This is a genomic window from Clostridium sp. MSTE9, from assembly GCF_000277625.1.
In the GTDB taxonomy this organism is placed as follows: domain Bacteria; phylum Bacillota; class Clostridia; order Oscillospirales; family Acutalibacteraceae; genus Faecalispora; species Faecalispora jeddahensis.
Genome location: NZ_AKFU01000011.1, coordinates 1 through 11,890 on the forward strand (window position 1 = coordinate 1; position 11,890 = coordinate 11,890).

The window sequence follows — 11,890 nt, forward strand, 5'->3', positions numbered from 1 at the left end:
GCAGTACTAATCGGTCGAGGGCTTGACCATAAATTCTTGGTTGGGCCTTGCTCAAATCGCTTTCTTCTGTTTCTTCTTTATTCAGTTTTCAGTGCCCGAAGGGTACGAAAAGATTGGCGAAGGGCTGCGAGCACATCTGCCGAAAGGCAGTGAAAACTCCAAGTTTTCGCTTGGCAAGCACCATTAGCTCAGTTGGTAGAGCACCTGACTCTTAATCAGGGTGTCCCGGGTTCGAGTCCCTGATGGTGCACCAAAAAGAAGTCAGGCGGGGGTCTTTGAGAGGATCTCTGACCTCTGCACCTGGCTAAGGCTGAGATGTGGCCCGTTGGTCAAGCGGTTAAGACACCGGCCTCTCACGCCGGTAACGGGGGTTCGATTCCCCCACGGGTCACCAAAACAATCTTTGAAGTAGTCGTAAGAAACAGGAAACTGTTTTTACAATATCCGACAGGAAGGCGAAAACCTCCTCTGCGGAACATAGTTGGTGTCGATGACGGTGAGGGTCCACCTGTTCCCATTCCGAACACAGAAGTTAAGCTCATCAGTGCCGAAGATACTTGGCTGGTAACGGCCCGGGACAATAGGATGACGCCAACACTGATATTCCTCAATAGCTCAGCCGGTAGAGCATGCGGCTGTTAACCGCAGGGTCGTTGGTTCGAGTCCAACTTGGGGAGCCAAGCAAATGCAGAGAAGTGCCGCCGCTAGTCAATAACGGCGGCGTTTTTCTACTTTGCAGAGAAAGTGCGTAGGGGCCATTAGCTCAGTTGGTTAGAGCAGCCGGCTCATAACCGGTCGGTCCAAGGTTCGAGTCCCTGATGGCCCACCAAAAAAGCAGCACCAGACATTTTAAAGTCTGGTGCTGCTTTTTTATGTTTACTTTTCAGTTTATTTGAAATTGCGCAGCGCAGTGATCATTGCCGTTAGCTAAAATGACTGTTAGAGATCATTTATCAAGAAATCTGTCCAGTCGGCGAGCAGCTTAAAGAGATATCAACGTCAACTGTTCCAGTAGAGATCCCGCCGGCACGTTGTGTCAGCACCGCCGAAAGATAAGCCGTATCGCCGCTGGCGCTGAGAGATTCGCTCCCATAGCTCCAGCCGCTTTTGGTGGTATGGCTGGCGCTTTTCTTGGTCACCCAGGCGGAAGAACCATTATACTGGAAGGTTGCCTTTAAAGTAACAGTAGCTATAGTTTTACCGTTGTCCTTATAGGTTTTTGCACGTGTAGAGCTGCGGGAAGAGGTTTTAGCGGCAGCTGCTACAGTTTTGAAATTCGAGATTTTATTGACAGATTCGGTAGTCGTTTTGGTCTCTACGGTGATACCGTTTCCTAAATATTCAGTGGTGATTACTGTCCTGGGTTCTGCTGAAAGGGGTTGCTTTGCCTCCTGTGCAGAGACGGAAAGGGGGATGGAAACTGCCATTACTGCCGCTAAGAGACTAGAAAATAATTTCTTCATGATTGGAACCTCCTGAAAAATTAATTTTATTCACTTTCGCTGCTGCTTTAACTGACAGTTGTTTCAGGTTCAATGATCGTGGTGGTTTCTTCCGTAATGACTGTGTTATATCGCATATGTCCTATGTAATCGATCATGAAGCACAGTGCGGCGATTACCAGCACAAGAAAACCAATGATGATACCAGTACGCGTTTTTCGCTTTCTGCGGTATGTTTGTACTACCGTTTGATCCGGCAGGGTTTTCAGCATGGTGGCCGCAAGCTCGCCGGGCTCCCCAATGGCTTCCACCAGATCCGCATAGGAAGCCTCCGGCTGATTCCCCAAAAAGTCGTCAACCAGATGATGAACTTCGGTCAGGAACTCTTCCTGCTCTTTTTTAGGGCACGTCAGGTGCCTTTTGATTTCCTTATAGTAGCGGTTCAGCTCTTTTTCTAATCCCACGGTTTACCTCTCTTCTTTCGAAAATGGTCGCTCTATCGACAGAATATGGTCAATCGTGTTTGTAATGAGCGCATATTCCGAAATAATGTTATCCAAATACGTTTTTCCTTCTTCTGTAATGGAGAAGTAAATGCGCATGCGGTTATCTTCAGAAAGGACTTTGTCCGATTCTGTTAAATAGCCGTATTTCTGAAGGCGATAAATCGCAATGTATAACGTGTTGAAGGTGAGAACTCCGCCACTGAGCTTTTCGATTTCCTGCATCATTTCATAGGTGTACATTGGTTTTTGACGCAGCAAAAATAATACCAGCATGTCTGTCGTTGCTTTTTTGAGCAATTCCTTCATCCCGGCCGGGGTTCCGCTTTTTGTTGTAGTGTCCTTTTCTCTAGGCAAGCGACTAATCTCCTAAATCATATTGATAATTTTATTATAACCCAAATGATTTCAAAATCAATATGTTTAATTATCAAAAATATTTTTAATATATATTTATTCTTAAGAAGTAACTTGATATCGGGGATTTTATATATCCGGTGAATGGAATGCAAAGTTGTTTCTAACTGTCAATCAATTCATTTCCAGAAAGCCTTCGACAGAAGAAATAGGACAGGAACTGCTAAACAATAAAATTTATCACACATTGCAGTTTATCAATATAATTGAGAACGAAATGTCGCTGATCGACAAAGACTCTGGGAGGAAAGCGCACATGAATAATGAATAAACTGTATGAAGCTTTATTAATTGGATTTATGCCTCAGATGTAGACACTCCGCCTTCTAAAATGGATAGACGGGTTCGATTGTATCAACACAAGCGATCGGATTTATTCCTTCTTTGCTTATGTTTAGCAAAAAAAATTGAATTTTTTTCAAGAAACTTGTAACAAAACAGGAGTGTCAAACGGTATATAAAAAGAAGGAAAAATTTGGGGGTGATTTCAATGGCTTAGTACATAATGACCCTACGATTGAAACAGAACGAAAACAGCCTGTTATGTAAAGAATGGTTTTATTAATTTAAAACGATTCTTTATGAATTGAAGTGAGACTATACTGGTTCGATTAGCGAAGTAAACATTGTTCACAATTGGTTACAAAAGAGAAGACTATAAAGGAGGAACAAAAATGAAAAAGATTATAAAAAAGATCATTAGCACAATTTGTGTATGTGCAATGTTGGTAGTTCCTACGGCAAATATGGTTTTTGCGGCGCAATATTCTGCAGGTGGCAATGTATCTACTGTTGTGAACATAAAGGCATACGAAAAAATGACAGATGCAGAGTTGATCCAAAAGATGAAAGCCTTAGGAATGACACAAGATGAAATAAATTACCTTTTGAAATTGGAGAAGGCGCGGATTTCCAAATTAAATGCTTCTACATCTTCAAATTCAATAGGAATCATGAGTTTCCCATCTAATCCAAAGATTGGGGATTATCATACGGAGAAATATCATGTTTATTTTACTTCAGCAGCAATGACAGTTACAGGTGTTGTAGCGGCACTAGTTGGAGCTGGAGTTGGTTTAGCGGTTGCTTTAGCCATTTCAGCCGGTGTTCTTGATAATTGGTTGCAAGGTCAGGATGCAAAAGGCGTTGACGTAACCATTAAATATTATTATGGGCCAGATAATCAAGGATCGGTTGGATGGACTCCTGGACCTGTTACTTGGAAGCTCTTTTATTAATTACTTAGAATGGGTGACTTTATGGAGCAGATAGGCAGAAAAAAGTGGTATCAGCTTATTACTTTTGTGATTTTGTGGCTTTTGGCTACGGCACTAATCTATTTCATTTCAAATCCGCATGGAGTGTTCTTTTCTAATTCATGGGGATTGGTAATTAATATTATTCTATTCGTTCTAGTATTAGTTTATATGTATTATCTTAGGAGAAAATATGGACCAAACGGTGCTCTATGGAAGGACAAAAAATTTCTTTGCCTTTTTTCTATTATGATTATTTTAGCAGCTGGAATGGCAATTTCCACAAGGTTGTTCTAATGTTTTGTTTTTTCTCTTGTTTACCGCAAAACAGAAAAGGCCCAGGAAAAAGCGATTGCGCTTTTTCCTGGGCCTTTTCAAAACAGAGAGCATGGTTATGTTTGAAAATAAGTGAAATCGAAAATAGAATTGATTCATATTTCTCTTTACTAAGTTAGATTATTATGGTATAATATGGAAAAATTTGTGGTTTTCTAACCGGATTTTTTATTTATCAAATTGCTTGAGCAGGGTTCCCAAAGCCTTTTTTTCAATGCGCGATACATAAGAGCGGGAAATATCCAGCGCAGATGCAACCTCCCTCTGTGTTAGCGGTGCCTGCCCGTTCAAACCATAGCGCAGCTCGATAATGGTCCTCTCTCTCGGGGAGAGGGATTGGCAAATGTATTTCTTCAGCTGCTCTGATTTAATTTTGCAGTCCAGGTTGTCAACAATGTTATCTTCCGTAGACATAATGTCGATCAGAGTCAGCGTATTGCCATCCTTATCCGTATCGATGGGCTCGTTCAGGGAGATGTCCTGAGCGCTCTTCTTTCCGCTGCGGAAAAACATCAAAACCTCGTTTTCGATACATCGGGCCGCATAGCTTGACAGCCGGATTCCCTTGTCGCTATTAAAGCTGTCAATCGCTTTGATGAGCCCGATCGTGCCTATAGAGATCAAGTCCTCCTGGTCGTTAAGATTCGAGTAGTACTTTTTGATAATGTGGGCAACCAAGCGCAGATTGTGCTCAATCAGTTTACTGCGCGCCTTTGTGTCGCCGTTTTTCCATCGTTCCAGGTATTCGCGTTCTTCCTGTGCGGAAAGCGGGCGAGGAAACGATCCGTTCCCGGTTACGTGCAGCACAAAGAACAGCAGATTCGAAATAGCTTCCCGCAGCAAGGACAGCAACATGCAACATCCCTCTTTTCGGTGTTTTTTGCATTTTATGCGCCCGACAGCCTGTATGTTGCAAGTCCTCGTGATAAAAAAGAAATCGGAATCTTTACATTCCGCTAATATCATGATATGATAATCATAAGAAAAATAATGATTATCGTTTTCTTTTGAAAGGATTGTGCTTATGCAGAGACGTCAGAATTTCAGCCGAAAAAGAAAAGCGATTTTGGATGTGGTGATGAATACCGACACCCATCCCACTGCAGAATGGATCTACCAGCAGCTCAAGCTGGAATACCCGGATTTAAGCCTGGGCACCGTATACCGCAATCTATCCCGCTTCAAAGAGGAAGGCAAGATTGTCAGTGTCGGTGTGGTAAACGGGCAGGAGCGCTTTGATGCCATCATCGATCCGCACGAGCATTTCATCTGTGAGCAGTGTGGAGCCGTGAAAGATTTGAAATACCAGATTCTGCCGGATTCTGTCGATCAGCAGATGTCGCGCAGCTGCGGACTGCAGGTTCACTCCCACAGTCTGGTGTTTTATGGAATCTGCCCGGACTGCTTGAAAGCACAGAGCGAAACACGCTGATTTTTCAGGAGGGTTCGGATGAGAAAATATCAAGTCGGCATTGTGCAGCTGAGTTCCGGTGAGGATAAAGAAGAGAATCTGAACCGGATCTGCGGCTATATTCAAGAGGCCGCTGAAAACGGCGCCCGCCTGGTGGTTCTAACGGAGAATATGAATGTGATCGCTGGGGCCTCTCTGCCTGCGTCAGACTTCGCGGAAGACGAGTCGGGGGAAACGTACCAGCGTATTTCGGATGCGGCCAAACGGCTTGGAGTCTATATTCACGGCGGCAGTTGGGCCGAAAAAATTCCGGGGGATTCCCGGGTGTATAATACCAGCTTTTTGTTTTCCCCAAAGGGCGAGCTGCTGGCGAAATACCGCAAGCTGCATACCTTCGATATTATTCTGCCCACCGGCAAGGCGGTGCGGGAATCGGAAGAGGTGGCCGCGGGCGACAGCATCGTGACGGTGGAAACGGAGCTGGGCGTGTTTGGTCTTGCCATCTGCTACGACCTGCGCTTTCCGGAGGTTTACCGCCTGATGGCGGAGCGGGGCGCGCAGATTTTATTCAATCCCTCGAATTTTACCCTGCCCACCGGCAAGGATCATTGGGAACCGCTTCTGCGGGCGAGAGCGATCGAGAACAGCTGCTATATGATTGCCCCTAACCAGATTGGCCGTAATGCCCGTCTGACGGCGTTTGGGAGCAGTATGGTCATAGACCCCTGGGGCACGGTGATCGCCCGTGCAAAGGAAGAGCCGGGCGTTACGATGGCGGAGATCGATCTGGATTACCTGGACCGTGTGCGTGCGCGCATGCAGACGCTGGAGAACCGCCGCACGGACATTTACCGGCTGGAAGAGATTTCGCGTTCCTGAGAATGAAAATGAGGATAGAAAAACAGATGCTGTTTCAGGCATCTGTTTTTTTGTTTCGATATTTGGTTGTAAAGGTGGGATTTCATATCCATTTTGAGGACAAGTTTTTCTTGCGGTTCCCGCACAAGAAATTCTGTTGGCGCAGGGAGTACCCTCGTATAAGGTGAGATTCTTCGTGCTCTTTCCGTATCATTTCTGTGCTTCTCTCATATGTGAATTCTGCTGGCGCAGGGCTTGCCCCTCAGGCCGGGGCGGGCCCTTCCTTTCTTGACGAAAAGAAAGGAAGCAAAGATTCGCCAAGGGGGGAGTTTCGATTCTCTCCCCCTTGGAACCCCCACTCAACGACCAAAGGCGCTGCCTTTGGAAACCGAGAGAAGCTCCCGCTCTGGTTCTGTTTTCACGCACAGGCACAGCCTGCGCGTGAGGCGAGTGCGTAAGGAAAGCTTTCACGTCTGCAGCTGATACGGAAAGTGCTCTCAAGCCAACAAAAAAATGCGGCGAAGCCGCATTCCAAAAACTGCGAGCCAACGAGAGCGCTCTGAAACTGCCCGCCGACGGACGAATCGCTAAGCTTTTGATTTGCTGTTGCCAGGAGAGTGGGCATTTTCATTGGAGCGCCTTACAGATGGCTTTTGTTGGTGCAGTCAGGGCTTGTTCCCCAAACGGATTCCAAAGGTGTCCTTTGGCGAGCCTTTGCTTACTTTCGCCTGGTAGTGCCCGCCCCGGCACGAGGGGCATGCCCTGCGCCAGCAGAATTTATATACGGAAGAAATTCCGCTAAAAAGTTTTCATTCGCTTTCAAAACAGTCTTGACTTTTGTCGGTAAAAACTATACAATACTTTTGTCGGTAGAAAGGAGGGGGTGTGTGCCGACTAAAAAAATGGGGCGGCCCACCGATGAACCAAAGCCAATTCGCCTGGACATTCGTATTAGTGAAAATGATGCTAAAATACTGGATGATTATTGCAAGCGAACAGGAAAGAAACGGCCTGAGGCGATTCGGGACGGGATCAAATCGCTCAAAGAAAAATAAAAAGGAAGCGGCGCTCCGTCGGTAAGGATTTACGCCACTTCCCTCAATCAACAGATGCCCAAAAGCACATGCTGCGTAAATAGTATAACATGCGCAGTCAGTCCTTTCAAGGCACTGTTGAAAATGATCCATATAAACATTATCGTGACCCTATTGACTTTTATCCATACAACAATACACTTTAGATACGGATGAAAAGTGAGGTGATCAATTGAGTCCGAAAGCAGGCAGACCCCATTCCGATAACCCCAGACAAATGCGAGTGGAAACAAAAATGACGACAGCAGAACTGGAAAGGCTTGACTATTGTTGTAAGGTTAGCGGAAAGTCACGTTCAGAGATTATCCGAGAAGGCATTGATGTTGTATATGCTAAACTGAGTAATCCTGAACAAAAATGAAAGGAAGCGGCGACCACCGACTAAAGTAATCCGCCACTTCCCCCAAACCAACAGATGCCCGAAAGCACATGCGGCGTAAATAGTATAACATGCGCAGTCAGTCCTTTCAAGGGATCTGTTGGAAACGATAAGGAAAGGATGAATTGTATGACCAGCATTTTAGAAGAATTCGCCTACGGCAACCTATCGCCGGAGGTACGCTCTTTCCGGTACGATTCCGAATACGAAGAGGTCATGCGGGTACTGTCCCTAAATGAGGAACACCTTCTTGCAAGGCTGAACGAAGAGGACAAAAGACTGTTTGAAAATTATATGGGGACCCAGAAAGAACTAAACAAGCTCACGGCAGTCGGCAATCTGGTTTATGGCTATCGGCTTGGACTTACCATGACGGCCGAAGCCTTTGTCGGGATGGAGGATTTGTTTTAAAACGGATAAAACGGATGAACATAAAAGACGTTCCGCCCGGAACGGCAATTTTGTCTGTGCGGAACGCCCTGTAACCAAAATCGTAAAAATCCCTCCCGGAGCAAGTCCGGGAGGGATTTTTCATAACCGGGGTTCCGGCTGAATATGATTCAATAGAGACAACACAAAAGAAAGACTATTTTTCAGCACTTTGATTGCCGCATTTCTCTTTCTCTTCTTCTTCCTTTTCTTCCCTGGGCGGGGGCTTTTTTGCAAACAGCTCCCGCACGCCGATGAAAAGCAGCATCACACCGAAAATCCGCCGCAGCCAGACAACGTCCAGCCAGCCCGAAAGAAAAACGCCGCCCAGCGCGCCGACAAGGCCCGCCGCCGCTGCCGACAGTGCGGTGCGGAAATCGATCAGCCCTTTGCGCACATAAGAAAACAGGGCCAGCACGGCGCAGGGGATAAACAGAATCAGATTGATTCCCTGTGCGGCACGCTGATCCAGTCCGGCAATCAGTGTTAAATAAATAATGAGCACGCCGCCGCCGCCCATTCCCATAGAGCCCAGAATGCCCGAAATCAACCCGGCCAAGGCCATCCATATCCATTCCATCAGAACAGCATCCTCCATGCGGCCCACAGCATCAGCGCGCCGAACAGGCGGCGCAGCAGCATTCTGTTCAGCCGGGGCAGCGCCCACGAGCCGATGACAGAGCCGGCCAGCATCCAGGGCAGATACGGCAGAGACTGCCCGATCGTCACGCTGCCGCGAAATAAGTACAACCCGGCGCTCAAGACGCAGATCGGCAAAATCACCGCGACGGAGGTTGCGTGGCTTTTTACGACAGGCAGGCCCGATTTTCTCAGCATGGGCACGATCACCATGCCGCCGCCCGCACCCAGAAGGCCGTTTGCCACGCCCGCCAGAAAGCCGCCCAGCACGCGAAAGGTTCGTTTCATACCGACACTCCTTTGCGGCTTATTCTGTCCCAAAAGGAGTGAAAAACACGCAGAATCCGGTATCTAAAACAAAAACGCCCCTGCAGCAAAAATGCTGCAAGGGCTGATTCTTGTTATAAATGGCCCGCCTGGCCGTAACGAGCGAAAAAAACCTGCTACTCAACAGCAGGTGGGTGCCCTCCCAACGCTTTCATGCTCCCTTCTTCCGGCCAAAGGCCGGGAGGTCTGCAATCCGCCGCCGGAGCCGGGCTCCCGATTCAAACATTGTAGGGTTAATTTGCATCGGTCCACGCACCAGGCAGGAAGAACACTTTCTTGTTCCTGCAAGCATTAGTATAACAGAAAATCACGAAAAATAATTCTATTAAAGAAATTATTCGTCGCTTTCGTCAGAAATATCTTCCTCTTCGTCATACAGCTCGTCGAAGCGGCTTTCAAAGAGCTCTGCCAGCTTATCCAACAGTTCCTCGTCCTCCACTTCGGCCAGCTGCTGCTCGCCGTCTTGTTCGATTGCTTCGAAAATATAGTAAGTGCCTTCAGATTCCACGCTGTCCTGCGGGTTTTCAAAGGTGGGTAGCAGAGCATAGAAGCAGCCGTCTTCGTTGTCGATTACGTCCAGCACTTCAAATTCATGCTCGTTTCCTTCGTCATCCACCAGAGTCAGAACATCTGGGCCGAATTCTTCGTTCATATTGTCATCTCCTTATTCTGTTAAAAGGTATCATTATTGTACCGTTGTTCCATGGCGAAGTCAATAAAAAATTTCTTTGAAATAAAAACAACATAATTTGTACGAAAAAAGAGAAAAAACTATTGACATTTACTGAATAAATGGTATAATATAGTTGCAAAGGGAAAGGATATTGGTAGCAGGCGGATCAGAAAAAACAGCTTCGGCGGTTTTGTTCTGATAAAAAGCTTCAGGTGCCGCCACAAAAATGGCTGCATAAGGGGCTTTATGGAAGTGACGCCTGGGATCAACATTCGTTTGAAAGGGGTGAGTCCAATGGTACAAGAAGAAACGCAGCACCAGCCGGTCGGTCTGTTGGGCTTAGACTGCCTGGGATGCAAAGTTCGTGCGCATCATTCAAACAGAAAGGGTTGAGTCCTAAATATCAGGTAACGTCAGTCACCGCGAATTCGGTTATCAAGTGCTTGGAACCGATCCGGCGGGATGGCCCCTGGGAATCACGTGGAAGTGCTCCCGTGTTCCATATTTGGCTCCCGAAAAACCTTTCAGTAGTGGGTAATGTGTTTCCAATGTTCCCTTAGGGTACCTTTCTTTAAAGGGTTTTATTCCAGAAATAATTGTTACAGGGCATGTAGTTAACGGAAAGTGATTCCCAATAGAACTGAAGGTATTGCAGTACGACGTATTTGTTGGTGTGATAAGATTCGGACCAATGCGTTTGAAATCGTAGCGGTGCAAAGCGAAATAGAATTTTTATAGTTTGCCATAAGAGGGCTGTGACGATTCCGTCACAGCCCTTCTGAATTACTGGAGTTTTTTAATGCCCAGATTTTTTTAAAAGCAGTTTGTTCTTTTAGCGTCCCCCGCAGATGCGATTCCGATAAAAGCTTTCAAAACAGGCTTCCCTCATTGGAGGGAAGCCTGTTGCTGTTTTTATTATTTCAGATCAATCAGCCGGCGGTGGAAGAGCTGCCGGTGTCTTTCTGAACGAACATGGTGGGCTGGTACGAATCAATTGCCTTATCGTTGACGGTAATATCCTTGGATTCCTCGGCAAGCTTCGTCATCTCATCCTCGAATTCCTGATGCTTCATGTTACCCAGGACTTCGGAACGGGTGCTCGCGTTCGAAATCTGTGTTGCAGTCTTTTTCGTCACGTCGTTTTTCACGACGAGCAGCGCGGCGCTCACGGTGGAAAGCGTAATGGTTTTGGCTTCGCCGGCCTTCATGCCGTTAATCAGGGAAATCAGATCGGTGGGATAGCCGGATTCCTCGTTGAGCAGCGTTGTTACGTTCTGGGAGGGAGCGTAGTCGAGGCTCAGCTTCTTCTGCACCGCGGTGGAAACCGCGTCGAAGGTGGTGCTGCCCTTGTTCAGAGCCGCGGCCTGATCGTCGAGGAACTGCTTGTACTCCTTCTCGGTCTTTTCATCCAGCGCGGCATACGTGGTGGGGTTGTACAGCGGGATCATCACATAGGAAAAATCGGTATAATTCTTTTCAAAATACGTCTTCAGGTCGGCATCGCTGACAGCCTTGGAGCCTTTCGCTCCATAGATCGCCTCGAATACCTTGGAAGATTTTGTGTTGAATTCCGCAGTGGCCATCGAGAAGGATTCCTTCGAGATGCCGTAGCCCTCCAGCGTGTCTTTGTAAGAGGACCACTGGCTGGTCGCCGTGCTGTCAATCTCTTTGGTTTCCGCGTCGGTCAATGAAAGCTTCAGCTCTTTCATCTTATTATCAATGACGAACAGCAGCTTGGTGTAATCCAGCGCTTTCTTCTTGATCCACTGGGTTGCGTCGGTATCTTCGATCTTCTGCTCCAGAACCGGCTTTGTGGAATCCTCCACCTTGGTGGAAGCGTTCTGGTAGGCCAGATATTCATAATAGATATATACGCCGATGGGGAGGGTTTTCTCATTTGTTTTGGCTGCCCAGGTCTTGTCCGGTCCCGAGCAGGCCGTCATGCCTGTCAGCATCGCAACGCAAAGAAGAGATGCCGTCAGTCTTTTCAGAAAATTCATACGTCACACTCCGATTTCTTGAAATTCATGGCTGTAATCAATAACACTTTAAAAGCGATTTCCTTCTCCGCTGCGAGCAGGGAAAAGAAGAAAAATCTTCCATTTTAGGGCATCTTAAAGTGATAT

At 46.8% G+C, this 11,890-nt stretch carries 13 protein-coding genes, 4 tRNA genes, 1 rRNA gene and 1 other RNA gene; 10 read left to right on the forward strand and 9 right to left on the reverse strand.

Translation table 11 applies throughout. The annotated features are described in order from the left end of the window. Window positions 1-177: 177 nt before the first annotated feature. The 5 genes from HMPREF1141_RS01975 to HMPREF1141_RS01995 all read left to right on the forward strand — a co-directional run bounded on the left by HMPREF1141_RS01975 (window position 178) and on the right by HMPREF1141_RS01995 (window position 829). Window positions 178-253 (forward strand) — tRNA-Lys (locus HMPREF1141_RS01975). 66 nt (window positions 254-319) lie between these two features. After that, window positions 320-394, forward strand: a tRNA-Glu gene (locus HMPREF1141_RS01980). 86 nt (window positions 395-480) lie between these two features. Then, window positions 481-597, forward strand: a 5S ribosomal RNA gene (gene rrf / locus HMPREF1141_RS01985). Between the two features lie 7 nt (window positions 598-604). After that, window positions 605-680: transfer RNA gene (locus HMPREF1141_RS01990), tRNA-Asn, on the forward strand. A gap of 72 nt (window positions 681-752) precedes the next feature. Further along, window positions 753-829, forward strand: a tRNA-Ile gene (locus HMPREF1141_RS01995). 124 nt (window positions 830-953) lie between these two features. On the opposite strand, the gene HMPREF1141_RS02000 is transcribed toward HMPREF1141_RS01995, so the two are convergent. Genes HMPREF1141_RS02000 through HMPREF1141_RS02010 form a run of 3 tightly spaced genes read right to left on the reverse strand, consistent with a single transcriptional unit; the run spans window position 954 to window position 2,302 of the window. Further along, entirely contained in the window at window positions 954-1,463 is a 510-nt protein-coding gene (locus HMPREF1141_RS02000) for a hypothetical protein (protein ID WP_009060737.1), read from the reverse strand. Between the two features lie 47 nt (window positions 1,464-1,510). Then, a complete protein-coding gene (locus HMPREF1141_RS02005) occupies window positions 1,511-1,906 on the reverse strand; it encodes a hypothetical protein (RefSeq protein WP_009060530.1) in 396 nt (131 codons plus the stop codon). Window positions 1,907-1,909: 3 nt separating this feature from the next. Next, window positions 1,910-2,302, reverse strand: coding sequence for a PadR family transcriptional regulator (locus HMPREF1141_RS02010; RefSeq protein ID WP_009060668.1), 393 nt, complete (start codon window positions 2,300-2,302; stop codon window positions 1,910-1,912). A 734-nt stretch (window positions 2,303-3,036) separates the two neighbouring features. On the opposite strand from HMPREF1141_RS02010, the gene HMPREF1141_RS02015 reads away from it, so the two are divergent. Next, the gene (locus HMPREF1141_RS02015) at window positions 3,037-3,600 is read left to right on the forward strand and encodes a hypothetical protein (RefSeq protein ID WP_035316404.1); all 564 of its coding nucleotides are present in this window, start codon (window positions 3,037-3,039) and stop codon (window positions 3,598-3,600) included. Between the two features lie 522 nt (window positions 3,601-4,122). Here the strand turns inward: HMPREF1141_RS02015 and sigK are convergent. After that, window positions 4,123-4,809 carry an RNA polymerase sporulation sigma factor SigK gene (gene sigK / locus HMPREF1141_RS02025; protein WP_009060552.1) on the reverse strand — a complete coding sequence of 229 codons (687 nt, stop codon included), beginning with the start codon at window positions 4,807-4,809 and terminating at the stop codon, window positions 4,123-4,125. A 169-nt stretch (window positions 4,810-4,978) separates the two neighbouring features. On the opposite strand from sigK, the gene HMPREF1141_RS02030 reads away from it, so the two are divergent. The 4 genes from HMPREF1141_RS02030 to HMPREF1141_RS02040 all read left to right on the forward strand — a co-directional run bounded on the left by HMPREF1141_RS02030 (window position 4,979) and on the right by HMPREF1141_RS02040 (window position 8,107). Beyond that, the gene (locus HMPREF1141_RS02030; protein WP_009060745.1) at window positions 4,979-5,386 is read left to right on the forward strand and encodes a transcriptional repressor; all 408 of its coding nucleotides are present in this window, start codon (window positions 4,979-4,981) and stop codon (window positions 5,384-5,386) included. An 18-nt stretch (window positions 5,387-5,404) separates the two neighbouring features. Continuing rightward, entirely contained in the window at window positions 5,405-6,244 is an 840-nt protein-coding gene (locus HMPREF1141_RS02035) for a carbon-nitrogen hydrolase family protein (RefSeq protein WP_009060543.1), read from the forward strand. 866 nt (window positions 6,245-7,110) lie between these two features. Then, window positions 7,111-7,278 carry a ribbon-helix-helix domain-containing protein gene (locus HMPREF1141_RS17450; RefSeq protein ID WP_009060616.1) on the forward strand — a complete coding sequence of 56 codons (168 nt, stop codon included), beginning with the start codon at window positions 7,111-7,113 and terminating at the stop codon, window positions 7,276-7,278. A gap of 547 nt (window positions 7,279-7,825) precedes the next feature. Then, window positions 7,826-8,107: a DUF6809 family protein gene (locus HMPREF1141_RS02040; RefSeq protein ID WP_009060697.1), complete on the forward strand. Its 282-nt coding sequence runs from the start codon at window positions 7,826-7,828 to the stop codon at window positions 8,105-8,107. A gap of 175 nt (window positions 8,108-8,282) precedes the next feature. Here the strand turns inward: HMPREF1141_RS02040 and HMPREF1141_RS02045 are convergent, their stop codons facing one another. The 5 genes from HMPREF1141_RS02045 to HMPREF1141_RS02060 form a co-directional block, all read right to left on the reverse strand. Then, window positions 8,283-8,705: a TSUP family transporter gene (locus HMPREF1141_RS02045; RefSeq protein WP_009060693.1), complete on the reverse strand. Its 423-nt coding sequence runs from the start codon at window positions 8,703-8,705 to the stop codon at window positions 8,283-8,285. Then, entirely contained in the window at window positions 8,705-9,085 is a 381-nt protein-coding gene (locus tag HMPREF1141_RS02050; protein WP_275051700.1) for a TSUP family transporter, read from the reverse strand. Before HMPREF1141_RS02050 ends, HMPREF1141_RS02045 begins: the two co-directional genes overlap by 1 nt. A gap of 84 nt (window positions 9,086-9,169) precedes the next feature. Further along, window positions 9,170-9,360, reverse strand: a non-coding RNA gene (ssrS, locus tag HMPREF1141_RS17025) — 6S RNA. Between the two features lie 65 nt (window positions 9,361-9,425). Then, entirely contained in the window at window positions 9,426-9,743 is a 318-nt protein-coding gene (locus HMPREF1141_RS02055) for a DUF1292 domain-containing protein (RefSeq protein WP_009060691.1), read from the reverse strand. A 950-nt stretch (window positions 9,744-10,693) separates the two neighbouring features. Next, window positions 10,694-11,764, reverse strand: coding sequence for a hypothetical protein (locus HMPREF1141_RS02060; RefSeq protein ID WP_009060593.1), 1,071 nt, complete (start codon window positions 11,762-11,764; stop codon window positions 10,694-10,696). Window positions 11,765-11,890 lie beyond the last annotated feature (126 nt).

Excerpts from the sequence above, each read along its gene's own strand:
- HMPREF1141_RS02000 (WP_009060737.1), bottom strand. The coding sequence starts at position 1,463 with ATGAAGAAATTATTTTCTAGTCTCTTAGCGGCAGTAATGGCAGTTTCC.
- HMPREF1141_RS02015 (WP_035316404.1), top strand. The coding sequence starts at position 3,037 with ATGAAAAAGATTATAAAAAAGATCATTAGCACAATTTGTGTATGTGCA.
- sigK (WP_009060552.1), bottom strand. The coding sequence starts at position 4,809 with ATGTTGCTGTCCTTGCTGCGGGAAGCTATTTCGAATCTGCTGTTCTTT.
- HMPREF1141_RS02030 (WP_009060745.1), top strand. The coding sequence starts at position 4,979 with ATGCAGAGACGTCAGAATTTCAGCCGAAAAAGAAAAGCGATTTTGGAT.
- HMPREF1141_RS02035 (WP_009060543.1), top strand. The coding sequence starts at position 5,405 with ATGAGAAAATATCAAGTCGGCATTGTGCAGCTGAGTTCCGGTGAGGAT.
- HMPREF1141_RS02040 (WP_009060697.1), top strand. The coding sequence starts at position 7,826 with ATGACCAGCATTTTAGAAGAATTCGCCTACGGCAACCTATCGCCGGAG.
- HMPREF1141_RS02045 (WP_009060693.1), bottom strand. The coding sequence starts at position 8,705 with ATGGAATGGATATGGATGGCCTTGGCCGGGTTGATTTCGGGCATTCTG.
- HMPREF1141_RS02055 (WP_009060691.1), bottom strand. The coding sequence starts at position 9,743 with ATGAACGAAGAATTCGGCCCAGATGTTCTGACTCTGGTGGATGACGAA.
- HMPREF1141_RS02060 (WP_009060593.1), bottom strand. The coding sequence starts at position 11,764 with ATGAATTTTCTGAAAAGACTGACGGCATCTCTTCTTTGCGTTGCGATG.